This is a genomic window from Bacillus sp. SRB_8 (assembly GCF_003264205.1).
In the GTDB taxonomy this organism is placed as follows: domain Bacteria; phylum Bacillota; class Bacilli; order Bacillales; family Bacillaceae_G; genus Bacillus_A; species Bacillus_A mycoides.
Map to the genome: position 1 here is coordinate 387830 of NZ_NADT01000019.1, position 25010 is coordinate 412839.

24 protein-coding genes and 1 pseudogene are annotated in these 25010 nt (G+C 34.5%); 5 read left to right on the top strand and 20 right to left on the bottom strand.

The features are described from left to right. Positions 1–10 precede the first annotated feature (10 nt). A complete protein-coding gene (gene gntK / locus B5P40_RS17530; protein WP_113709521.1) occupies positions 11–1549 on the bottom strand; it encodes a gluconokinase in 1539 nt (512 codons plus the stop codon). A 394-nt stretch (positions 1550–1943) separates the two neighbouring features. Between gntK and B5P40_RS17535 the strand changes: the two genes are divergently transcribed. Next, positions 1944–2846, top strand: coding sequence for an ABC transporter permease subunit (locus B5P40_RS17535; RefSeq protein ID WP_113709522.1), 903 nt, complete (start codon positions 1944–1946; stop codon positions 2844–2846). Beyond that, the gene (locus B5P40_RS17540; RefSeq protein ID WP_078176556.1) at positions 2843–3862 is read left to right on the top strand and encodes an ABC transporter permease; all 1020 of its coding nucleotides are present in this window, start codon (positions 2843–2845) and stop codon (positions 3860–3862) included. The genes B5P40_RS17535 and B5P40_RS17540 overlap by 4 nt, the downstream gene beginning before the upstream one ends. A 152-nt stretch (positions 3863–4014) precedes the next feature. On the opposite strand, the gene adhP is transcribed toward B5P40_RS17540, so the two are convergent. The 7 genes from adhP to B5P40_RS17575 all read right to left on the bottom strand — a co-directional run bounded on the left by adhP (position 4015) and on the right by B5P40_RS17575 (position 11484). Further along, positions 4015–5052 carry an alcohol dehydrogenase AdhP gene (adhP, locus tag B5P40_RS17545; RefSeq protein WP_113709523.1) on the bottom strand — a complete coding sequence of 346 codons (1038 nt, stop codon included), beginning with the start codon at positions 5050–5052 and terminating at the stop codon, positions 4015–4017. A gap of 380 nt (positions 5053–5432) precedes the next feature. After that, positions 5433–6287, bottom strand: coding sequence for a MurR/RpiR family transcriptional regulator (locus tag B5P40_RS17550; RefSeq protein ID WP_002012688.1), 855 nt, complete (start codon positions 6285–6287; stop codon positions 5433–5435). A gap of 285 nt (positions 6288–6572) precedes the next feature. After that, a complete protein-coding gene (locus B5P40_RS17555) occupies positions 6573–7208 on the bottom strand; it encodes a response regulator (protein WP_113709524.1) in 636 nt (211 codons plus the stop codon). 14 nt (positions 7209–7222) lie between these two features. Continuing rightward, positions 7223–8341, bottom strand: coding sequence for a GAF domain-containing sensor histidine kinase (locus B5P40_RS17560; protein WP_078176554.1), 1119 nt, complete (start codon positions 8339–8341; stop codon positions 7223–7225). A gap of 167 nt (positions 8342–8508) precedes the next feature. Continuing rightward, positions 8509–9402, bottom strand: coding sequence for a mechanosensitive ion channel family protein (locus tag B5P40_RS17565; protein WP_113709525.1), 894 nt, complete (start codon positions 9400–9402; stop codon positions 8509–8511). Positions 9403–9755: 353 nt separating this feature from the next. After that, positions 9756–10886 (bottom strand): RNA-guided endonuclease InsQ/TnpB family protein, encoded by a 1131-nt coding sequence (locus B5P40_RS17570; protein ID WP_113709526.1) that lies wholly within the window; start codon positions 10884–10886, stop codon positions 9756–9758. Beyond that, entirely contained in the window at positions 10846–11484 is a 639-nt protein-coding gene (locus B5P40_RS17575) for an IS607 family transposase (RefSeq protein ID WP_113709527.1), read from the bottom strand. Before B5P40_RS17575 ends, B5P40_RS17570 begins: the two co-directional genes overlap by 41 nt. 594 nt (positions 11485–12078) lie before the next feature. Between B5P40_RS17575 and B5P40_RS17580 the strand changes: the two are divergent. Continuing rightward, positions 12079–12198 (top strand): annotated as a pseudogene (locus B5P40_RS17580) (NUDIX hydrolase); the annotation flags it as partial. A 35-nt stretch (positions 12199–12233) separates the two neighbouring features. Here the strand turns inward: B5P40_RS17580 and B5P40_RS17585 are convergent. The 9 genes from B5P40_RS17585 to asnB all read right to left on the bottom strand — a co-directional run bounded on the left by B5P40_RS17585 (position 12234) and on the right by asnB (position 20890). Beyond that, the gene (locus B5P40_RS17585; RefSeq protein WP_002012695.1) at positions 12234–12782 is read right to left on the bottom strand and encodes a cysteine hydrolase family protein; all 549 of its coding nucleotides are present in this window, start codon (positions 12780–12782) and stop codon (positions 12234–12236) included. A gap of 566 nt (positions 12783–13348) precedes the next feature. Continuing rightward, positions 13349–13837, bottom strand: a complete 489-nt coding sequence (locus B5P40_RS17595) for a putative periplasmic lipoprotein (RefSeq protein WP_002031720.1) — start codon at positions 13835–13837, stop codon at positions 13349–13351. A gap of 260 nt (positions 13838–14097) precedes the next feature. Further along, positions 14098–14745, bottom strand: a complete 648-nt coding sequence (locus tag B5P40_RS17600; RefSeq protein WP_002012699.1) for a nitroreductase family protein — start codon at positions 14743–14745, stop codon at positions 14098–14100. Positions 14746–14843: 98 nt separating this feature from the next. Continuing rightward, positions 14844–15719 (bottom strand): D-amino-acid transaminase, encoded by an 876-nt coding sequence (gene dat / locus B5P40_RS17605; RefSeq protein WP_012260874.1) that lies wholly within the window; start codon positions 15717–15719, stop codon positions 14844–14846. 132 nt (positions 15720–15851) lie between these two features. Further along, positions 15852–16814, bottom strand: a complete 963-nt coding sequence (locus B5P40_RS17610) for an ABC transporter substrate-binding protein (RefSeq protein ID WP_113709528.1) — start codon at positions 16812–16814, stop codon at positions 15852–15854. 234 nt (positions 16815–17048) lie between these two features. Then, positions 17049–18050 (bottom strand): N-acetylmuramoyl-L-alanine amidase, encoded by a 1002-nt coding sequence (locus B5P40_RS17615; protein ID WP_078176648.1) that lies wholly within the window; start codon positions 18048–18050, stop codon positions 17049–17051. Positions 18051–18156: 106 nt separating this feature from the next. Beyond that, positions 18157–18492: a hypothetical protein gene (locus B5P40_RS17620; RefSeq protein WP_078176649.1), complete on the bottom strand. Its 336-nt coding sequence runs from the start codon at positions 18490–18492 to the stop codon at positions 18157–18159. A 45-nt stretch (positions 18493–18537) separates the two neighbouring features. Beyond that, the gene (locus tag B5P40_RS17625) at positions 18538–18897 is read right to left on the bottom strand and encodes a GNAT family N-acetyltransferase (RefSeq protein ID WP_113709529.1); all 360 of its coding nucleotides are present in this window, start codon (positions 18895–18897) and stop codon (positions 18538–18540) included. 91 nt (positions 18898–18988) lie between these two features. Next, complete coding sequence (gene asnB / locus B5P40_RS17630) at positions 18989–20890, bottom strand: asparagine synthase (glutamine-hydrolyzing) (protein ID WP_002012706.1); 1902 nt, start codon at positions 20888–20890, stop codon at positions 18989–18991. A gap of 217 nt (positions 20891–21107) precedes the next feature. On the opposite strand from asnB, the gene B5P40_RS17635 reads away from it, so the two are divergent. Beyond that, on the top strand, positions 21108–21575 hold the full coding sequence (locus B5P40_RS17635) for an Hsp20/alpha crystallin family protein (protein WP_002012708.1): 468 nt from the start codon (positions 21108–21110) through the stop codon (positions 21573–21575). A 36-nt stretch (positions 21576–21611) separates the two neighbouring features. Here B5P40_RS17635 and B5P40_RS17640 read toward each other — a convergent pair whose 3' ends face one another. Beyond that, positions 21612–22199, bottom strand: a complete 588-nt coding sequence (locus B5P40_RS17640; RefSeq protein WP_002141632.1) for an SCO family protein — start codon at positions 22197–22199, stop codon at positions 21612–21614. Between the two features lie 335 nt (positions 22200–22534). Here B5P40_RS17640 and B5P40_RS17645 point away from each other — a divergent pair, with 335 nt between their 5' ends. After that, complete coding sequence (locus B5P40_RS17645; RefSeq protein ID WP_002065197.1) at positions 22535–23509, top strand: MBL fold metallo-hydrolase; 975 nt, start codon at positions 22535–22537, stop codon at positions 23507–23509. A 188-nt stretch (positions 23510–23697) separates the two neighbouring features. Here the strand turns inward: B5P40_RS17645 and B5P40_RS17650 are convergent, their stop codons facing one another. After that, the gene (locus B5P40_RS17650) at positions 23698–24540 is read right to left on the bottom strand and encodes a DegV family protein (RefSeq protein ID WP_078176669.1); all 843 of its coding nucleotides are present in this window, start codon (positions 24538–24540) and stop codon (positions 23698–23700) included. A 153-nt stretch (positions 24541–24693) separates the two neighbouring features. After that, positions 24694–24945 (bottom strand): DUF2535 family protein, encoded by a 252-nt coding sequence (locus B5P40_RS17655; protein WP_002012715.1) that lies wholly within the window; start codon positions 24943–24945, stop codon positions 24694–24696. Positions 24946–25010 lie beyond the last annotated feature (65 nt).

Genomic DNA, 25010 nt, shown 5'->3' on the forward strand with positions numbered 1-25010 from the left:
CCCAATCCCCCTATTGTTTACGTTGGAAAGCGGCTATACAATCAAATTCTTCTTTCAAACGATTGTAAAGTCGTTCATACATATAAAACATCTCTAAATATAAAGCCGTATTTTCTTTATTCGGTACATGGTGATGGACAATATCAATCCAATCCTTCACCTCTTCAAGAGAATCAATTTTCCCAATTGCATACAAAGCAAGTGCTGCTGCCCCAAGCGCAGATGCTTCATGACTTTCTGGAACAAGCAATTCTTTCCCCATCATGTCAGATAACATTTGTCTCCAAAATGCAGATTTCGCAAAGCCTCCTGAAACACGTATTTCAGTAAGTGGCCCTGTACAATCTCGAATGGCAAGTGCTACTGAATACACACTCATACAAACACCTTCCATAACTGCTCGTATGAAATGTTCACGTTTATGCTGAAGGTTTATCCCGAAGAATGTACCTCGAGCATTTGCATTCCAGTAGGGTGCACGTTCTCCAGATAGAAACGGTAAAAATAGTAATCCATCTGCTCCAGCTGGTACACTTTCTGCATACTTAATTAATAAATCATAAGGATCAATTCCAAGCTTTCTTGCTACCTCTTGCTCTGGGCTACCAAATTCATCACGTAACCATCTAAGTAATATTCCACCGTTATTCGTTGGTCCGCCGATCACCCAGTGCTCATCTGTTAATGCGTAACAAAAAGTTCTTCCTTTTTCATCTGTATTAACACTCGATGAAATTGTTCGAACCGCACCACTTGTCCCGATCGTAATTGCAGCTGAGCCAGGTGATATTGCACCGACACCTACATTTGCAAGAACACCATCACTTGCACCAATAACAACCGGAGTATCCTCACTAATACCCATCTTTTGTGCTAATTCCGGCTTCATTCCCGATAAAATATATGTAGTTGGTACAGGTGTTGATAATTGTTCTGGTGACATATTTAACATAGTTAAAACATCTTCATCCCAGTTTAATGTTTTTAAATTAAATAACCCTGTAGCAGATGCGATAGAATAATCAACTACATAGCGTGAAAATAATTGATAAATGACATACTCTTTAATGGAAATAAATTTATGAGCAGTTCTGAATAACTCCGTTTCTTCTTCTTTCATCCACAATAATTTAGAAAGTGGTGACATCGGATGAATCGGTGTACCAGTTCTTCTATAAATGTCATGACCATTCATTTGTTGTAATAGTTTTTCTGATTGCTTTGTGCTTCGATTATCTGCCCAAATAATAGAGCGCGTTAACGGCGCACCGTTTTCATCTACAGCAATTAAGGCATGCATCGCTGTACTAATCCCGATAGAAGAAATATCTTCCGGTGACACATTACCCTTTTCAATGGCAACGCTTACAGTTTTATATACAGCAGCACATATTACATCAGGATCTTGCTCAGCCCATCCGACGTTCGGTTGAATACTTGGATAATCAATTGCATGTGAAGCAACGACTTTTCCTTTTTCAGTGAATACAACCGTTTTCGTACTTGTGGTACCGATGTCAACCCCGATTACTCTCCCCCTTGTTTCCATGCGAACCTTCCCTTCGTTTCTAGCAAAATACGATCTAGTAAACCGTTTACATGAATTAGTATATAAAATATTTTTTCATAAATCAAGTTATGAAAAGAAAATTTTTTTCAAACCAAAATGTACCTCTCATCTTCTAAATCATTCTCTTTATCTTTTTTAAATAACCTTTTTAATTTATCAAACATTCTTTCCCCTCCACCTAAAGATAATAATATATAAGTTCTCGTTTTCTTAGCTTGATGGACATAGGGCGTGGCTGCCTACTATCACTTTTTTACCTTGTAAATATATGTTCCATACTATAAAATCTAATAGTATTTATATTTTTCTGAAAAATCAAAACAAAATATGAACTTTATTGTATAATGTTGTAAAAAGATGTCGGAGGGATTTAATGTTATATAAAATATCTCAATTCACAATAAAACTTTCATCAATTCTTTTATCACTCTTACTATTACTAAATTTACCTTATTTATTTATCACTCAACAGGGATTCACTTTTCAACCAATTCATTTTTTTAATCAGATCGTTACTATGTTAAAACAGGTTTTCTCCCCTGAATCATTAGTAGTTATGGGATCAGACCCAAAATTTGGTCATTTCAAAAAGACACCATTATTTCCAACTGTTTTAGAACCTTACCTATATTCATTTACTGTATTATTTATAGCCTTTTTGCTTGCACTCTTTCTATCATCTAGTATGGCATTTTTTTATTTTTTAGCAAAAGATTATATAAAAAAATGGATAAACCGAATTGTGTTCATATTAGAAGCTGTCCCTGATATGATGATGATGATTTGTTTGCAAATATTTTTCATATGGGTACTTCAGAAATTCGGGGAATCTCCTGTCACCATTATTTCTTTTAATGAAAATCGAGCTTATTTACTCCCTATTTTATCTTTAGCAGTCTTACCTACATTACAAATGTTTCGGATGATGGTGTTATACATAAAAGAAGAACATGAAAAACATTACGTAGAGGTTGCATATGGAAAAGGACTTTCATCAAGTTATATACTATGCATTCATTTATTCAAAAATATATCTATCCACTTCTTTCATCATTTAAAAACGGTTTTTGTTTTCTTACTTTCTAACTTATTCATTTTAGAATTTGTTTTTAATATGGAAGGCATTATTCAATTTTTATTTAAGAAGGCGTTTATTTCACCTCCAGCTGCATTTATCATACTTGTTATGATTATTTTACCGTTTTATGCCATTTTTCAAATAATCTCATTCATGATGAATAGATGGAAAAAGCAATTGAAAGGAGCAGCATTATGAAATCTATTTGGAAATCAAAACGATTTTTAATCGGCTTTACTTATCTATTCATACTTGTTTCAGCTAGTTTTATTTATAGTTGGTTCTTTAAAGATAACATCCCAAAACCTCCTCAGTTACTTTACAATGACAATAACGAATTACTTGGAAAGGCCCCCTTTTCGCCATCGTTAATGCCGCCTTTTGGATCTGATCGTTTTGGAGAGTCTGTTTTCTTACAAATTGTAGAAGGAGCAAAATTCACCATTTTATTAGCTGTGGCAATTAGCTTCTTTCGAATTTTATTCGGAACATGTATAGGAATCCTCTTAAGTTTATATGCTCCAAAATTCAAGAGATTTTTCCAGGCATGCTCAGAAGTTTTTTACTATATTCCTACTTTATTTATCGCATTTATACTCATCACGCCCGTTAATATTGTAATCATATCAAATGCTGATAGATTAGATCCAAATATTTCATTTGCGTTTTATCAAGTTCTCGTACTTATTTTCGTCGCTCTACCTACACTTTCTTTATATATCTCCTCAGAGGTTGATGAATTTATGAAACGAGATTACATTTTAAGTTCACAATTACTGGGTGCTAGCCGTTTTCATATTATCAAAAAACACTTACGAGTCTTATTACTTGATCGCTTATTTGTGTTATTTATGGAACATATCGTCCAAACACTCATACTCGTTATCCATTTAGCGTTGCTTGATATTGTAATTGGTGGGATACAAATGCGTGAACTCTATGACGGAGTACTCAAACCTGTTTCTCTATCGAATGATTGGGCAGGCCTTATTGGATTAAATCGTTATGAAATGAATATTTCATGGTGGATTATTTTGTATACTCTCGTTTCATTCTTTATTACGATTCTATTTATTAAGCTTATGACAATCGGGATTCAAGATGCACTGAAAGCAAGAGATTCGCAAGTTGTAGCAATTCAAACCGTTCCAAATCATAAAAAATTTGTTAAAAGTAAAGATTCTTTTTCGTTTGTAGATAAAGTGAACCTTTAATCATGTCTCATCAATCAAGTATTAATTGGCATTGATATTAGTAGAATATAAAAAAGATGATCCCTATTGAATACGAGGGATCATCTTTTTTATGCCGTCTAACTTTTTTAAATGACCTTTGCTAGACTCATGCTTTTTATATTTAAAATGAATTATTCACACTCACAATTATGCTGTTTAAAATCGATTACCATACGCCCTTGAATTCTACCTTGTTCCATTTCTTCGAATACATTTTGTACTTTATCTAGAGAACACGTTTGAACAACCGGCACTACTTTTCCTTCTGCGCCGAACATAAATGCCTCCTCCAGATCCTTACGAGTACCAACTAGAGAACCAACTACTTCAATTCCGTCTAATACAAGTCGTGGAATGTTTAAATCCATAGTTTCTACTGGTAAACCTACCGCAACTACTTTACCGCAAGCACGTACTGCATCAACTGCTGAGTTGAAGGCTACTTTAGAAACTGCTGTTACTACAGCAGCATAAGCACCACCAAACTCCTCTTGAACAATTTTATCAGCAGGACCTTGAGAAATTGGATTGATAGTCATATCAGCACCAACTTCTTTTGCTAAGGCTAATTTGTCGTCATTGATATCTACTGCAATTACCTTTGCACCAAATACGTTTTTAGCATATTGAATAGCTAGGTTACCTAATCCACCACAACCATAGATTACGATAGGTTGACCAGGTTTAATGTCTGATACTTTTATAGCTTTATATGTAGTTACGCCCGCACATGTGATTGATGATGCTTGAGCAGGATCTAATCCTTCTGGTACCTTCACCGCATAATCAGCTGTAACAATACATTGTTCAGCCATACCACCATCTACTGAATAACCAGCATTTTTCACTTCACGGCAGAATGTTTCTCTCCCCGTTACGCAATATTCACAACGTCCACAAGATTGGAACATCCATGCAATACTTACACGGTCACCTATCTTTAGTGAAGTAACACCATCAGCAATTTTAGTAACAATACCTACACCCTCATGACCAAGGATGCGGCCATCGGTGTTTCCAAAATCATGATTCGCAACGTGTAAATCAGTGTGGCAAACTCCACAATACTCTACATCTACTAGCGCTTCACCCGAGTGTAACGGACGTAATTCTTTTTCAATAACTTCAATATTTGCTTTGCTGTTTTTATTAACTACTACTGCTTTCATATGTGATCTCCCCTTTAGTGTTTTAGAGTTTTAATGAGTTTATCTCACAACTACTGTCCTCACTATTTTGGCTAATTATTGTACCAAATTTAAGTGTTCAATCATCATTACAGGTTCATCATAACATGGAATTTCATAAGCTTATTGTAAAATATTGAACAATATTTGAATTATTACCCAATACGTATTTTGATGTATCAAGCTACTTGTTAAATTTCATATGCAAAATATCGAGGTTTAAAAAATGAATGGTCTAAAAGATGAGAGATTATTATTATAGGTAATTGGCATATTTCTATAGACACTTAGAACAAGTAGATCTAGAGGGTATATCAACAGACTACTCGCCAATATAAAAAGCTCTTCATTTGAAGAGCTTTTTATATTCGCTTCATCGAAATAGTTTCACGTATACTTTGTAAATTTTGTAGTGTTTCCTCTTGTCGCTGCAATGACAATCCCACATACAAAGTATCTAATAAACTAAGCTGCGCTAATCGTGACGAACTTGCTTCTGTACGAAATTCCGTCTCACGCGTCGAAGTATATAATGTTATATGAGCAAGTTGGCTTAATGCCGATTTTTGATAGCTCGTAATCGCAATAATTTTGGCCCCTCTTGCTTTCGCTACTTCTAACGCTTCAAGTAAACCTTTATTACTGCCCGAATGAGAAATTGCAATGACCACTGCTTCTTTTGTCAGCAAGCCAGCTCCCATAATTTGAAAATGTGAATCCGTATGAGCAATACAAGAAATACCCGTTCTCATAAACTTATGATAAGCATCCATCGCAATAATACCTGAACCACCATTTCCATAAAACTCAATTCGTTTCGCTTCATTCAGCGCACTTACTGCCTGTTCCAACGCGTTATCGTTTAACAAATGTAATGTATCTTGCAGTCCTGTAATATGTGAATGAAAAACTTTTTTAGCAACAGTGACAATATTATCTTCTACCGATACTTCCTCATGAATATTTTGCATCGGGGTATGTACAATCTCACGAGCTAATGTAATTTTCAAGTCTTGGAACCCTTGAAAACCTAAGTGTTTGCATAAGCGGAATATCGTTGCTTCGGAACTATTCGTAACTTCCGCTAATTCCGTAATCGATTTATGTACAACATCTTGTGGATGTTTCAAAATATGTTCGGCAATACTTCGTAATTTCGGTGATAAACCATTTAACGAAGCCTGAATCTTTCCAATCCCACTTTTTGTACCAGGCATAGCGTATCTTCCCCTTCCATAGTAGCTTTATCCCGTATTAACGGGCAGTAAGGCTCCCACCTCAAAATCCGATGAATGCAAGGGAGTTAGGTGGGAGATCAACTGCCCGTAAAAACCCGATTGGTTCAACTAATAATCAGTGGGGATGGCCCCCCACTGATTAAAGTTTCACTTTATTGTACCTAATTATTGAAAGAAGAAAAACCTTTATTCGGCATCTCTATACATTTTAATTTCTCATATGTATTCTTCCGTAGCATATGACACAATTATTCATACTTATTTCTAGTTTTCCCCATGCTTTACTGCGTATAAGGCAGCTTGTGTACGATCATCTACTTCCAATTTAGCCAATACGTTAGAAACGTGTGTTTTCACAGTTTGTTCTGTAATATGAAGTTCTGCTGCAATCTCCTTATTGCTTCTTCCTTTCGCAATTTCACGAAGTACTTCTTGCTCCCTTTTTGTTAACATAGAAAAAGGATTCTCTTTTTCTTTCTTGACTGCTGATCGTCCTAATAGTGCTGGTGTTACTTTCGGGTGAAAATTTGCGTTTCCTTGATATACCGCAACGATTGACGCAACAAGTTGATCTGGCTGCACTTCTTTTAATTGATAACCATCTGCCCCAGCTTCTAATGCTGGTAAAACGTAATCTTGTTCTGAAAAACTACTGAGCATAAGAATTTTTATTGTCTCATCGTATTGTTTTATACGTTTTGTCGCTTCAATACCATCCATTTTCGGCATTGATAAATCCATTAATACTACATCTGGCCTTTCTGTTTGAACGAATGTTAATGCTTCTTCACCATTTGCTGCTTCCCCAATAATTTCAAATTCTTCTCTCGTCTTCAAAAAGAATACGAGTCCCCTTCGAACGATATGATGATCTTCTACAAGTAATAATTTAATTTCCACTGACGTTCTCCCTCTCAAACCGGTAATTGAATTTCTATCTTTGTCCCCTTTTCCGGTTCTGCTTTTATTCGAAAAATTCCCCTCATTAATTCAATTCGTTCTTTCATACTTTTCAAACCAAGTGCTGACTCTCTTACTTGATCCTGTATAAATCCTATTCCGTTATCTTCTATGTAAAAATGCAACTTATTATTTTCTATCCTTAAATGAACACATACTTTTTCACATGAGGCATGTTTTTTACAATTATGTAATGCCTCTTGGCTTATACGCCATAAAACTTCTTCTATTTCATCTTCAATTAAAACCATTCCATCAATTCGAACTTCCACTTGAATCCCTAACAGTTTTCCGTAATTTTGAATCGCTTCTGCTAAACCTTTCTCTAATCCTTCAGGCCTTAATTGCCAAATCAAAAGTGTCATCTCTTGTAATGCTTCCTGTGATAATTCTCCAATATAACTTAACATCTCTTGCAAGTCTCTATCCTTCGTCATATTTAGAGTCCCTTTCGCTGTTAGCATAATTGAAAATAACAATTGTTTAACAGAATCATGTAAATCACGAGCCAATCGATTTCTTTCAGCTACAACTACATATTTTCGTTCTTTCTCAACTAATTGAATACGTTGTATTGTCGTTCCAATTTGAAATGCAATCGCTTCTAATAACGCTAACTCCTCCTCAGAAAAATGTGTTTTATGAGGCGAAGCTACATTTAATAGACCAAATTTCTCTGATCCAGATCTTAGCGGGATTGTCGCATGATGTGTAACATCTTCTGTCTCGCCCCAATTACATTCAATCGCATCCTCTATTCGTTTACATTCAATAATATTTGTCGCTTTTTCCAATCTTCCATTCACAAAACGTTCTACACACCAACAATCTCCTTCACACATCGGCTTCTTTTCCTGCCACGTAAGAGCTGGGGGTAAGTTTTGGTCTACAAGCATACGATGCTTTCCACTTTCATCAATAAAGAATATCCACCCTGTTTGTAAATTCATAACTTGTAATAATGTATGTAACACTTTTCCTAACATTTCCTGTAAGTTTGTTGCTTCATTTAGTAACTCAGCAATTTCTTTTAATGCCTCTAAACGATGCATCTCTTTTTCATCTTTGTTCATTCTCATCACCAACTACCATTATAACATTAAGAAATTTCAAAATACTACAAACAAAAAAGAACCGAATTCCTTCAGCTCTTTTTTCGGAGATATCCCATACAGTTCATTCAAATCTACTGATTCACAAATCTAAATTCTAAACCAAAACAGAAATTAGCTAGTTTTCATTAACTGTCTGATAAAGATTGTCCCACATGGATATTCTGTAAACTTTCAGTGTTAACGAACATATTCGCTGCTGGCATTTGCACTTGATTTTTATGAAAAATAGACATTAATTCAAATCTTACTTGTCTAGAAGTTTCAAAATAATCTTCCGGTTTAATCAAACCTGTAATACAAAATTCATATCCAACATATTTAAGGTTAGGATTTAAGTCTGTAACTCCAACATATTTAAATGGTTCAACAGCTTCATCATCTACTCTATACAGACTTTGATCCAATTTTTCATTACAAACAACACACACTTCTTCTAACAATTCCTTAACTCTTGTAGGATCTTCCTGATAACTTACCGTGATGCGTTCAATAACTCGCATCCATCCTTTATTAAAATTTTGTATCGTTCTAATCTCTCCGTGTGGTATGGTAAGGAGTTTTCCTGACCATTCACGAATTTGCATAAAACGAACACTAATTTCCTCAATGGTTCCTGAATTTGTTCCGTTAAAAGTAACAAAATCGCCAACACGGAACTCTTTGTCCGCTAATCTTGCAAAGCCTAATATTACATCTTTTAGCATCTGTTGTGCAGCAAAACCGATGACAACTCCCGCTATCCCTGCACCTGCAATAATACTTTTTATATCTACAAATTGACTAATTAAATATATGATAAGACTGATGATAATGATATATCTAAAAATAGATCGAATTACACTTTGAATTGTCTGCTCTACCTCTTCATCAAAAAAGCTTGATTTTCTAAAAAACCAATCAATAATGCGATTTATAACAAAAGAAATAATGATAAGAACTAAAGCAAATAGTAAAAACCTTAAAAGTAAAAATTCCCTTACATAATTAAAAAACTCTTCAGTATACGTTAATAAACTCATCCATCCACTTCCTTACTAATAAAAATTTCATACAAAGCTACTATATTTTAAATACGCATTTATCATCTCAACACTTGTTTTCGAAACATCTTTTATCCTGATCTTAAATCGTACTTTCTTAACTATGTATTTGTATTCATTGTTCATCTTCAACAATATAACCCTTTAATCAATCTTTCAACTTCAGATGTTCTTTTCTATTTACTATAACCGATACGATAAACTTAACTAAATCTATACAATTCAATCAAATTTACACAAGTTAGTGCTTCAAAGTGTTCTCGCAACCCCGAAGGGACGAGGGGTATAACACTCCACACGAGGCAGTATCGTTACCTCCTATTATCAAGCAATTATTTTACCCATCTTGATAAATTTATCGACGCATTCAAATCTCTATCGTGATGGCTATTGCATTGAACACAGTTCCATTCACGAACCTTTAAACTCCACTGCCCTTCTGGTTGAACTGAATGGTCGTATTTAACTCCACAACTTGAGCAAATCTTGCTTGAAGCGAACCATTTATCAGCTTTTACATATGCAATGCCGTACTTCTCACACTTGTATGATAAACATTGAAAGAAGAAGTTTAATTTTTGAAATGAAAATGCTTTCGATAGTTTTTTGTTTTTTAACAGGTTTGAGATATTTAAGTCTTCCACAACAATCCTCATTGGTTTGGTTTTCACCAATTTAGCTGTTGCTTGATGGATATGGTTATTTCGGATATTCGTAATTTTCCTAGATAACCGAAGGTGCTCAGTTTTAGCTTTTTCATATCCGGCAGATTGAAATTTCACACCTTTTTTAAATCTCCTAGACATATCTCTTTGCGCTGACTTTTTCCTTTTCAAAAGTTTTTTAACCTTAGCATCTTTGTTTATATTTCGTTCTTTCGTACCATTAGAAGCTACAAACAACTCTTTTAAACCAACGTCCACACCAATCGACTCATTGGTTAGTTCTTGTGGTTCGAATTCTTTTTTGAACCCTACACTAATCCACCAGTGACGACCATCAAATGTAACTCTTGGATTTGATGGTTTTTTGTTTCTTGGTAGTTGTTGGCTTGTTTTTACTTCTCCAATAGACTGAATATCAACTACTTTCTTTCCTATAATCAGTCTTTCATAATTGGCATAAAATCCTTGGATTAAATCTTTTTTGGTTTTATAAGAAGTGTGATAACCATTTTTGTACTTTTCGAACGAATTTTTCCTCGCCTTGTCAAAATCTTTTGAAGCCTGTTTGGGAACTTGTGCATTGATGTCTTTTAACCACTTATATCTCTTTCGCTTCTTGATCTTTGTAAATCGTTTCTGTAAAGCTAACTGTGAAACAGATTTTCCAAATAGCTTATAGTATCTATCACTCATTCTTTTACAATAGTTATAAGCGAATCTTGCAGCACCAGCATGGTTTCTAAGCACTTTTTCTTGTTCAGGCGTTGGAATCAGTCTGACTTTCTTCGCCAATATCATCAGAAGTCAACTCCTTGATTATCTGTTTGGTCTTTTTAGAGCGCTTGCCTTGAAGTTTACAACTAAATACTGTAATGATTTGAACAAGGTCTTCTACGACCTCCTGTTCTTCTGTTTTAGCAGTATTGTCAATTATTTCAATCGCTGTTCCGTGTAGTTGACAGATTTTTTCAACCAACTCATAGCCGAACCTCACAAGCCTATCTTTGTGCATGACAACAACTTTTTCAACCTCATTGTTCTCAATGCGTTCAATTAACTTGTTAAAGTCTTTTTTCTTATAATTGATCCCAGAGCCAATATCTTCGATAATTTCAAATTGATAACCTCGTGCGATGAGATATTGCTTCATTCTATCGACTTGTCTTTCTAGGTCATTTTTTTGACTCGAAAAACTAACTCTACAATAGCCAATTATGATGCGGTTATTCGGTCGCTCACCTTTTAGATAATGAATGATTTGTTCTTCTGAATAATAGCGTGTTTTGCCAGCAGTAATCTTTTCAGGCACTAATTCACCGCTTTTGTGCATTCTCCTAAGACTACTAGGATGCAACCCTGTTAATTCCGACACTTGACTAACTCGTAAAAATTTCATCACTATTCTCACCTCATTGGATTTACCATAACACATACGTTCGATAGATTAAATGAGATTTAATAGATTTGATTAAATTTATCTTGTTCAACTAAAGGCGCAATCCCTTGGCCAGTTCTCTTATGAACTTCTCACGTTTTCACATGAGCGCAGACTATATGTTTATCTCTTTAGAGATAGAGGATTTTTCCATCACCATAGGCTTGTGATGTACTCTCGTCAATTATACGAGATAGTCGTTGAACGTTCATCTTATCAATTTTAACTTAGATGATTCGATGTGGAAGACCCATTGTTCTAGTGTTTAGAATTTAACCTTGCACCTTCTGATGAATTTTTTCTGCTTTCGCAACATTCACGCTCACCATTTCTAGCCACGTTGTAGTTCAAACAGCTTTAGGGATTGCCCGCAGTTAACCCTCACTACTAGCCAATCACTTGACTAGCAGGGCTTACTGATTGATATATTTAATTAACTTTAGTTATAATTGGTTAAATAAATCGTAACAGTTAGCTACCCCTTTTAATCCCCTAAAGGGATATTACAATAGAATTTTTTATAAACGACTTTCTTTTAAGTCCGCAATACTCACCTCGTTAAAAGCAGACGAAGCTGAATCATTACATGTACAATTTTTTGATTTAAATGGGCTACCAGAAAAGAGTATCCCGTTCATTAAAAAGTTAATTCAACAGCAAGTCGTCTCTATTTAAATGTGAAAAAGAGACCTTTTGAAGGCCTCTTTTTTTCACTTCACTTCTGCATTTAAACAAGATTTAAAATGTCCAAGTGCATATTCATGCCCTTGCGCATTAAAAGATGCTACTGCTTTTTCATAAACCACAATTTGAAACCCTTTGTTATAAGCATCTACAGCTGTATGAAGGACGCAAATATCTGTACATACACCTACAAGATGCACTTCCTCTATTCCTCTTTCTCTTAGCTTCATTTCTAGATCCGTTCCTGCAAAAGCACTGTAACGTGTTTTGTCCATATAGTATACATTCTCTGCATTTTTATATTTCTCGCATACATCTTGTAATTCACCAAATAAGTCTCTTCCATTTGTACCTGCTATATTATGAGGTGGAAACAATTTCGCTTCTGGATGATATACATCATTGTCTTCATGTTTATCGATCGCAAATACTACGTAATCACCTTTTTCAATAAATTGTTTCGTTACACTTACAAGTTCCTTCTCAATTTCTTGACCTGGTTTCCCGCATGTTAAAGCACCTTTTTCAGCTACAAAATCATATGTATAATCAATATTTATAAGAGCTCTTTTCATAACTACAATCTCTCCTTCTTCTGTTTCACAGTAAACAATAGAAAATTTGTTATTACGACATCGTATGTACTATTCGACATTTCAAATGAAATCCCTACATTTCCAACTCAATACTTACCTTAATCCGAGTTTATCATAACGCGAAACTTTAATCATAGGGGGGTATTATCCTTCACCAATCGGGCTTTTACGGGCAAGTTGATCTCCCACCTAACTTCCTCGCATGTACCGAATTTTCAAGTGGGGTTCTTATTGTCCGTTAAGGCGGGATAAAACCGATACACAATGACAAAACATACAGCTCCAATTAACAAGTCATGAATGTGATAATTGAGCGTAACTTCAACCGCCTCTTGTAAAGTAAACCAAATGACCGAAAACATTATAATAAATAAGAAAATACGAATAACTCGTTTCAAACTTTCAATTCCTTCCTCTTACATGATAGTAAAGAATAAGTTCTTTCTATTCATTCGTACTAGAAAGTGAAACAAATTATTCTCAATGACATAATTCAATCCAAACTAAAAAGTACACTACTTTTGAGTAATGTACTTTTTTCCATATTAAGACGCAGGCTTCGTTTCAAACTGAGCTTGATTCAAGCTAATGACTTTTCCTTTTGGGTCATTGTTTTCAAACTGAGCTGCGGTAATCGTATGACTACCTGTCTCAAGCGTCTTTTCTTTTAATTGTACTGTTGTCTGTGTTGTACTAGTTACTTGATGTTTATCTGCAAATATTTGATCTACAAATACAAATGTTTCTTTATCGTTTTGAAAATTGGAAAGTTCTAATTCGACTTGCTGAATTAAAGTATCCTTTTTTATGAATACAGTTGGTATATTGCCATTTTCAGAAGTACCATCTGGAGTAGTTACTTTTACTTTCCCTTCTCCGATTGGCACTGCTCCTTCAGGAAATACGACCATATTCTCATCACTTGCATTTACAACTTGTTCTTCCTGGTTTGACTGTGCATCCTCTTTTTCCTTTGGAGTACCACAGCCTACTAATAACAATACAGACAATCCAGCGATTATGAATTTCTTCAAAATTCATTCCCCCTGTTATTTCATTATAATTTATTATACAAAAATAACTTCTTGATTTTAAATCTAGTTTTTAACACTTTCATGAACAAATATTAGCTTGCTCACGATTACTGTACCATACTTTCATTTTAAGAACATTAATTTTTTTAAAGAAATAAATAGTAATTCCACTCTATTCATCATTTTAGCCCAATTCACTAAAAAAATATCCATTCAAAATAAAAAGACATTGTCATTTCAATGTCTTTTCTACATAACATTTAGAAAATAAATGTTGTAATCTCATCAACTTCTTTTCGAGAAAGTTTCTTCGGCTTATCTTTCGGAAACCCGAGTGAAATTACCATATTAATTTGTTTTTGAGGCTCAATTTGTAAATATTGTCGCAGTTCATCTTGAGCTAATAATACAGGTCCTGTCATTGGACAAGTACCCAGTCCTCTCGCATGTGCAGCCAACATTAAGTTTTGTGCTGCTAAACAGCTACTCTTAATTCCTTCCTCTTCCCATACTGAATCAGGAACGAAGGCAATTGGATCAAATATCTTTTCACGAAACTTTGATTCATATGGTGTTGCCAAACATACGATTAATACTGGCGCCTCAGAGAAAGCTGTCGCATATGGACCGAAAGAACGTGTAAGTAATTTCCCTGCTTTCTCTTCTCCATTTTCTGCTGCTTTTGCTGCAAGTTTATGTAATGCATCCCATGTCATTTGTTCAATTTCTTTAATTTTCTCTCGGTTCATAATGACCAAGAACTCCCACGTTTGTGAGTTCGTATCACTCGGTGCATAACGAGCACAATCAATAATTTCTTTTATATCACTAGTGGATACTTCTTGTTCTGTAAACTTTCTAACACTTCGTCTACCGTGAATTACTTCTTTAAAATCTTCATAATTCATATATTAAATCCCCTTTTTACAGCGTTTTTAAAACTTGTCCTATGGTTGAATTATATCATGAAAAAAAGCTGGGGGAATACCAGCTTTTTTCCTCATTATTAATTTGTCACTTTAAACAAACTAATACTTTCTTCATATGCAGCTTGTAGTTTTTTCGTAATTGGTCCTCTTTCGCCGCTTCCAAACTTCTCATCACCAATTTGAACAACAGGGAATATTTCAAGTGGTGTCGCTGTAAAGAAACATTCGTCAGCCTCGTATACTTCTTGCAATGAGAATTCACGCTCTTCTACTTCAATATGTAAAGCTTTCGCTAATGTAATAACGTAGTGACGAGTAATGCCGTGTAGAATGAAATTATCGGCCGGATGTGTAATTAATTTATCATTTTTCACCATAAAGAAATTCGAATGACACCCTTCTGTTACAACTCCATCTCGTACTAATATCGCTTCTTGATACCCTTGCTCGTTTATTTTATTTTTAATCATGATATTAGGTAGAAGGTTTAAAGATTTTATATGACAGAACTTCCAGCGTATATCCTCTTCTACAGTAACCTTTATTCCTTGTTCCATAGTAGCGGTAGGTCTTGGAAACAAAACAATATTCGCAAAATATGTTGGCTGTAAATCTTTTTCATACACATGATTTCGAGCTTGAGCTCCACGTGATATTTGAAGATACACATTCCCATCCTCTTGAAATTGATTTCTTTCAATCATTTGATGAAGTTCTTCAACTAACTCTTCCTTTGTAAACGGCGGAACAATATTTATTTCCCTCATAGATTTAAAAAAGCGTTCCAAATGTAAGTCTAATAAATGAGGCTTCCCATCGTATAGCCTAAATACTTCATATATGCCATCACCAAATTGAAAGCCCCTCTCCTCTAATGGGACCATCGGCTGTTCTTCCTTCGTATTCACAATTCTTCCGTTAAACAAAATCCAATCTTTATGAGTAGCTTTCATTCCTTTCCACTCCTTTATTCCATGATTGGTTTTATTGTACAACTTATCCACACTTAAAAGAAGGAATTTTCTGTATTTAACTAAACAAAAAAAGTACATCACCTATTTAAAGTGATGCACTCAACCATTCATTTATTTCAAAAAATATTTTTCAATATCATCTAGCATTAAGTTTGCAGCTTTAATACCGCCTGCTGTATTCCAAATTACTTCATCCACTTGGAATACTTTATTGTCTTTAGAAGCCTGCAGCTGCTTAAAGAGTGCGTCTTCTGTCCATTCTTTTGCTAACGTGGTTCCTTCGTTATTCTTATCTGCATCTTTATCAGATGTGAAGTAGAATATGTAGTCCCCATCCATATTCGGAATTTGCTCTTTTGTAATTCCTTTTATCGCAAACTCATCTTTATCTTGTAGTGGTGGTCGCTTAAATCCAATATCATTTAAAACAGCACCTGAGAATGAGTTTTTCTGATAAATACGAACGTCACCTGGTACGAAGCGAATAATAGAAACTTTAGAATTCAATTTATCTCCTAACTTCTCTTTCATTCCTTCAATACGTTTTTTATAATCTTCAAGAGCCTTTTGCCCTTCTTTTTCTTTATTTACAGCTTTTGTATAGAGTGTAAAGTTTTCTTTCCAATCCCCGCGCAATGTTTCAGCGTACACAGTTGGCGCTATTTCGTTCAATTGCTCATATATTTTTTCATGACGCATTTTATTACCGATAATTAAATCTGGCTTAAGCTTCATAACTGCCTCTAAATTAATATCACGCTCAGTACCTACAACTTTCGTATCTTTTAAATCTTTCGCTAAATGAGGATACCATTCATCACCAGCACGTGGTTTTGTAGTTCCAACTGGTGTTACTCCGACAGCTAAAAGCGCCTCCGCACCCTCATTTGTTAAAACAACTACTTTTTTAGGTATACCATTTACTGTTGTTTCACCCATTGCATGCTTTACAGTATACGAATCTTTTGCTTTAGCCGATGGATCATTTTCTTTTTTCTCTTCTTTGCTACACCCTGCGATTATTACCATAAGTATCATAATGCAGAACATAAATATTTTTTTACTATGTACCATATGTCCTCCCTAGATGAAATCGATTATCATTAACAATTAAAGATTAATGTATATTACATACATTGTCAATGTATATCAGAAAACTTTTTCAATATATACATTTTAGATTCTATCCGCTGTTCAAATGTTTATTTTTAAAATAAAGTGTATAAGTATGAAAATAATAAACGTTCTTAAAATGCGTATCTACGTTATACATAAATACGCATTCATATTACATTATAAACTCATTTCCTAATATTGATTATATTTAATATATGATGGATCATTATACACCCATTGATTTCCACCAAGGTTCAACCAACCGTTTTGATTAATATACACTAAATACGATTCAGGATTATTTAATTTACGAATAACTGAAGAAGATGTTGATGGACCACTTCTTAAGTTCACATTCGTTCCTTTTATATAAGCGACACCAATTGGACTTCCATCACTATTGCTCGTCTTTACAAAATTAATGTACGAAGGGTCATTATACACCCATTGTCCATTTCCTAAGTCTAACCATCCGTTACTTTCCTGATATACGACATACGATTCTGGGGAGTTTAGTTGACGAATAACTGAAGAAGACGTTGATGGACCACTTCTTAAATTCACATTTTTCCCAAGGATATAAGCAATCCCCTTCGTTTGTGGTGTTGGCTGAGGATTTGGAGGTTGTGGATTTGGAGGATTCGGATTTGGAGCTACTCCAAAAATAGCTGCTATTCCGTTTGCATATGCTTGACTTAAATCTTCAATAAATTGTGGGTTTTTCAATAAATTAGCATCAAACGTTGTATCAATAAAAGCAGTCTCAGTTAAAATTGCATCCATTGAAGTCTCTCTTAGTACCGCATAATTTGCTTTTTTTGCCCCTCGATCACGAAGACCATATTTTGTTAATACAGGATTGACTGCTGCATGCATCTTTTGTTGCTTTTCATATGCGGAACTACTATTAGATAGCGCGTTGTAAATATAACTTTCAAATCCAGTTCCACCGCCACTATTAATGTGAAATGAGATAAAATAATCTGCACCAAATGAATTAGCAATATTAGCACGTTCTGATAAAGAGATAAACACATCACTATCACGTGTCATTTTAATATTGATTGGATAATTTGCAGATAAAATATCTCGCACACGTCTAGCAATTTGAAGTGTTAACTCTTTTTCCACTAACCCATTACCAACAGCACCAGAATCATATCCACCATGCCCTGCGTCTATAACAAGTTTCATATATCTTTTTCATTCCTTTCTTTATTGTAATAAGCTTTCATTCCTACTCGTCCTATTTTATGTTAAGTGTACAAGTTCCGTTACAAGTACAAATAAAAAAACCCCCTTATGTAAGGCGGTTTCTATCGCTTTGCTTTAGCCAATTTAAAATGAATATATACGATTGATAATGGATGTAACGTATGCAAAATAAAAGAAATAAAAGAAATATCCCACCGCCGCTATATAGCAACCCAAACTTCAAAAAAATGTTCAAAAGAGGTGGGAAATACGTTATGTTTTGCAATACAAATAGCATACAAAACAAAATTACAAACACGGGTATATATTGTAATTCATATGGTCTTCTCTTCTTATACATTCTTTTCCGAATAAAAGTCTGGCATAGTTCTGCTACTATAAAACAACCTCCAACTAATACAAGACCAGAAGTTATCGTCATACGTCCACCTACCTTATATTCATATCATCACCTAATCAATATTCACTATATTTTCTTTACATATATTTCATTTTCCTCAATAAAACCAGATCCCTCTATGAAAGATTTAGCTTGTTCCGTAAACATTTCTTGCAATACTTTTATTTCTTTCACATTTCTCTGTTTCATCATTTCTTCAAATGTAAAATACGTATTTGTCCCGTATCCATAACCTTGATAATCAAAATGAATAATTAACTGTGACAAAATAGCACTCTCTTCTTGAACGCTATAATTTATTACACCAATATATGTATCATCAACCTTTACACAATACTGAACCTTTTTCTCATCTAAGCTGTGTGAGTGAAACATTTCTTTTACAGCGCTTTCATTTTCTGTATTTACTTTCTCAAACGTAATCATATGTTGTCCATCCTTTTACTATTATTGTATCAATAATAAATGCAATTTATGAAAAAAACCTTAAGATCGAATGCGACCTTAAGGTTTTTTATTAAACTAAGCTATACGCACGCTTTGTTTCTTCGTGGAACTTATTCGTATCGTATTTATGCTCAACATAAATTTGATGCCATACCATAAACGCAAGTACAGTCCAAATTTTACGGCTATAATCGCCTTTATCTGCACAATGTGCTTCCAGTAAGTTTAATACATACTGTTTTTCGATTAAATGCTCAGTTTTGCTTTCTTTAATAATATTTACAGCCCAATCGTGCATTTCATCTTTTAACCAGTGACGAATTGGTACTGGGAATCCAAGCTTTTTACGATCTAACACGTGATCCGGAACAATTCCACGAGCAGCTTCACGTAATATAGCTTTCGTTGTTCCGTTTGCAATTTTAAATTCTGTCGGAATTTTAGATGCAACGTCAAATACTTCTTTATCTAAGAACGGTACACGAAGTTCTAATGAATTTGCCATCGTCATTTTATCAGCTTTTAATAAAATATCGCCGCGTAACCATGTGAACATATCAATGTACTGCATTTTACTTACATCATCATAATCTTTAATTTCGTTATACAATGGTTTCGTGATATCCATATAGTTAACACTTTCATCGTAATACTTCATTAATTCAGCTTTCTCTTCTTCACGGAAGATTTTCGCATTTCCATAGTAACGCTCTTCGATTGGCGTACATCCACGCTCTAAGAAGCTTTTTCCTTTAAACCCTTCTTTAAGAGCACCACTTAATGCCTTTAGAACACTCTTTCCTGGGCTAGGAATGTAAGAGAACATTTTTAACGAGTTTGGCTCACGATAAATGTTATATCCACCAAATAACTCGTCTGCACCTTCACCAGAAAGAACAACCGTTACATGTTTACGCGCTTCTTTCGCAACGAAATACAATGGTACAGCTGCTGGATCCGCTAAAGGATCATCCATATGCCAAATGATTTTTGGGAACTCATCCATAAATTCTTGCGCTGTAATGAATACGTTATGGTTTTTAACTCCTAATTTCTCAGCAGTTTCTTTCGCAACATCAACTTCACTGAAACCACGTTGTTCGAAACCAATAGAGAATGTTAATAGATTTGGATTCATTTCTCTTGCGATAGAAGCAATAATAGATGAATCGATACCACCAGATAAGAAAGAACCTACTGGTACATCACTACGCATATGTACTTTTACAGAATCGTATAATACATCACGAATTGCTTGGATATGCTCCTCTTTCGTTGCGCTTGAAGCGTTGAAATAAGGATTCCAGTAGCGATGGATTTCCATCTCTTTACCGATTTCTTTTACGAAGTAATGACCAGGCTCAATTTTGTTAACATCAATTGTTAATGTTTCTGGCTCTGGACCATATTGGTACGTAAAGTAGTGTTGTAGTGACTTTGGGTTTACCCCTTTGTCTTCCATTACATGCATAATACTTTTCTTCTCAGATGCGAAGAATGTAGTATCACCTTGTTGTGCGATGTATAAAGGCTTAATACCGAAGTGGTCACGTGCACCGAAAAGTGTCTTTTCTTCACGATCCCAAATCATAAATGCGAACATACCACGAAGGTAGTCTACACATTTTTCTTTCATATGTGCATACAATGCAATGATAACTTCTGTATCAGATTGTGTAGCAAAAGTTGCACCTTTTTCAAGTAACATTTCACGTAGTTCTACATAATTGTAAATTTCACCATTAAAAATAATTACATATCGATCATTTTCATAAGTTAACGGCTGATGTCCTGCCTCTAAGTCAATGATACTTAAACGGCGGAAGCCAAATTGTACATGTTCATCACGAAAATATCCTTCGTCATCTGGACCGCGGTGGAAAATCATCGTGTTCATATTTTCAAATTGATGTTTTTCTGTTTCTGAAAACTCTCTAGGGTTTTCACATAAACATCCTACAAAACCACACATACTTCTTACCCTCTTTCAGTTTTCATTCTGTCTCAATACTACTATATCAACCCTATTTATACTAGCATAATCAACTGAATATGGCGACCAAAAACTATAAAAAACTCACTCCATTTCACATTTTTAACATTTTTTTATGAAAACATGAAAACTAGGCACTCACCTTTCTCCGCTTTTGTCATATGATATTGCAAATTGATTTCTAGGAGGTAATACCATGAGTGAAGAAAAAAAAGATTCTTCTCGCCCACCAGTTCGTAATTATTTAAAACAAATTGATGATTTTTTCGAACAAACACCTCTTCGTGGCGTAATTGCTGATTTAAATCATTTTTTCCAAAAAGGAAACCGTTTATTAACATTCCCAGTAGATTTATACGAAGTTGGTGACGAACTCGTCGTTACAGCCGAACTACCAGGTATACAAAAAGAACAAATTCAAATTGAAATACAAAGCGAATACTTAAAAGTCTCTGTAAAAGAAGATATACTTGAAGAGACGGAAGAAGAACAGACATCTCATAACTATTATCGCCGAGAACGTTCCATTTCAGAAGCGTCAAGAATTATTAAGTTACCATATTTAATTAATAAAAAAGCAACGAAAGCTTCTTATCAAAACGGTGTATTAGAAATTCGCGCACCGAAATTACCACAACAGCATGACATATTATCCATAGACTGAATACTAATAAAAGAAGGGTGCTAAGCACCCTTCTTTTTAATCAGCTAATCGCTTCATATCACGTATAATATCTTCGTATGGCGTATTGCTAATGCCGCTATATTTTTTCATTACTTTTCCATTTTGATCGACTAAGAAAAATGATGTACCGTGTATTACTTGCCCATTCTCTGGTTTATCTACAAGCGACTGGAAGTTATCTTTTGAAAACTTTGTAATATCCTCCAGTGAATAACCAGTTAACAAGTTCCAGTTACTTGTATCCTCTGTAAACTTTTGAATGAATGCTTTCAAATTTTCTGGTTTATCAAGTTCAGGGTCTACACTAAACGAAACAAACTGAACGTCTAATTTCTCTTCCTTAGCCATTTTCTGTAATTTCGCCATATTAGCAGTCATTGGCGGACAAACTGTTTGACAGTTTGTAAACATGAAATCAGCTACCCAAACTTTCCCTTTTAAATCTTTTGTACCAAACGGCTTTCCTTCTTGATTTGTAAATTGGAAAGTTTCTAAATCCCAGTTTAACGGTTTACGGAGTTTTGCCCCTGAACTGCTACAACCTGCAAGTACAAAGAGACAAAATACAACCATAAGACCAATTAACTTTTGATAACGCTTCATTATTAAACCTCTTTTCTCTATCCTTAATTTATGTAAGTTATGTATATCATAACAAAAGTAAACACTATGAGAAAATTGTTTACATCATTTGTTCACGAAATCGTACGAATTTACGTATGTTACTTCTTTATTTCAAGCGAATTACTAGACAAAATATATTTTACTACTATTATTTCTCTAACCATTATTTGCGAAACGAAGTTCATTGTTAAATTTGTAAATAAATCCCCCTATTTTTTTACAATTGCTTAAACATTAATCCATGTTAAACACTGTATTCCTTAACAACATTTCGGTACAATACAACTACAACGATTTTAAATGAGGTGATGTTCATGGCAAAGCGCTATGAAAATATGGATAATGCAAGTACAAAAAAATCAATTCGCTCCTTCTTACGTTGGCGTAAAGAGAGAAAGCAAAACAAAAAAGACTTTTCTTTTCTAGTAGAACAATCACCTGTTAAACAAAGTAAATTTCTACTAAATAACTTTGAAAAAACGACTGTCACATGGATTGGTCATTCAACTTTTCTCATTCAAACGAACGGCTTAAATATTTTAACAGATCCAGTATGGGCTAATAAATTAAAGTTAGTTCCACGACTTACTGAGCCAGGGCTCACTATAAAAGAACTACCTAAAATCGATATCGTTCTTATTTCACACGGTCATTACGATCATTTAGACTTTTCATCTCTTCGTCAACTAAATGATGATGCCTTATACCTTGTTCCTATTGGGCTAAAAAAATTATTTACTCGTAAAAAATTCACCAATGTAGAAGAATACAACTGGTGGGAAAGTACAACAATTGATGAAGTCTCTTTTCACTTCGTACCTGCCCAACACTGGACAAGAAGAACATTATTTGATATGAACACCTCTCACTGGGGAGGATGGATCATTGATAATATGACTTCTTCAGAAACCATTTATTTTTGTGGTGATAGTGGTTATTTCCAAGGATTTAAAGAGATCGGCAAACGTTTTTCAATCGATATTGCACTTATGCCAATTGGTGCCTATGAACCAGAATGGTTTATGAAAGTGTCTCACGTTTCACCAGAAGAAGCTGTGCAAGCGTATCTAGATATAAAAGCTACACATTTCATTCCCATGCACTACGGTACTTTTGCTTTAGCAGATGAAACACCAAGGGAAGCAGTAACACGACTACGAAATAACTGGAATTTACGAATGCTACCGTGGGAACAACTACATGTTCTCTTTTTAGGTCAAACTTTCACTTATAGCCCTATTGTCCCAGTTAAAGAACCAGTAAAAATCACAGAAACTTCTCATGTATAATAGTACTAATTTTTGCGAGTAATTTATCATATACTTTAAAAAATTGAAAAGGGTGTTTTCCATGAAAGATTATTTACAGACTCGCTATATAATTAGCGGTAGCGCCTGTATTGCCCTTCTCATTTCTTATTTTCTGTCCTGAAATAATAAAAAAGCTACTTGAAAATTCATTTCAAGTAGCTTTTTTATTACTCTGCTAAATACATAAAACCAATTGCTCCTGGTCCTGTATGAGTACTGATAACTGGTGTTGTAAAGAAAATCTCTGATTGAGTGAATCCATTCACTTTTTCAACAGCAGCTTTTACACTTTCTGCTAAAGGAATTGCTTTAGCATGTGGAATCGCAACAGCTTTCACCACTTTTCCAGCAGTATCTTCCTCGAATAGTTTAGCCAACGTTTTTACAATCTGCCCTTGGCTACGTACTTTCGTTACCGGATTATATACGCCGCCTTCTAAACTTGCAATAGGTTTAATATTAAGTAATGAACCGATAAAAGCTTTCCCTTTACCGATACGTCCACCCTTCACTAAGTTCTCTAATGTATCTACGACAACATATAAACGAGTATTCTTTCTTACTTCATCAATACGTTTTAAAATATCTTCTAGTGAGCATTCTTCTTTTGCCATTTTTGCAGCTTCAATTACTTGATATGCTAAAGCATGTGTAATAAATTGAGAATCAACAACTGTTACTTTCGTATCTGTCATTGATGCAGCACTATTCGCTGTTGCGACAGTACCGCTCATTCCACCTGTCATATGAATAGAAAGCACTTGGCTTCCGTCTTCGCCTAGCTTGTCATACATTTCTACAAATGTACCCATAGCCGGTTGTGATGTTTTTGGTAATTCTTCGGATTTAATCATTTCTTCAATAAATTCATCCGGTTGCAAATCTACACGATCTAAGTATGTTTGTCCATTTACAGAAATAGATAATGGTAGAACATGAACATCATACTTCTCAATCACTTCTTGAGATAAATCTGCCGTTGAATCTGTTACAATTTTAATTTTTTGCATATTATATTCTTCCCTTTCCAATACGCTCTCCCTGTTATTATACTAGTATTCCCGAGGCTTTCAACAATTTCGAATGAATTTCACCAAATTAATTATATTTTTATACCTAAAATGAAAAAGACAGAGCCTACCTAACTCTGTCCCTGCTGTGTATTATGCATTCTTTTCAAGAGTATTTGTCTTATATACATTTGAATAATCATTCCACTTCAAACAACTTTGTAAATATTCACGGAAAGAGTACGAGAATCTTGGGTTTTTATGTTTTTGAATTTTTGCAATAAACAATTGAAGACGAGACTGAATTAGAAACGCTAATGGATGCTGTGTTTGTAGGACAGGGATTTCAAATATTTTAATACAATTCCCTGTTGCATGAGTGAAATAAAAACTTTTCGTAATCACAATATCAATCCTCTTTTTCGTTGGATTTTTGAACTTCCTCCACTTTATTCTTTAACACGTTTTTT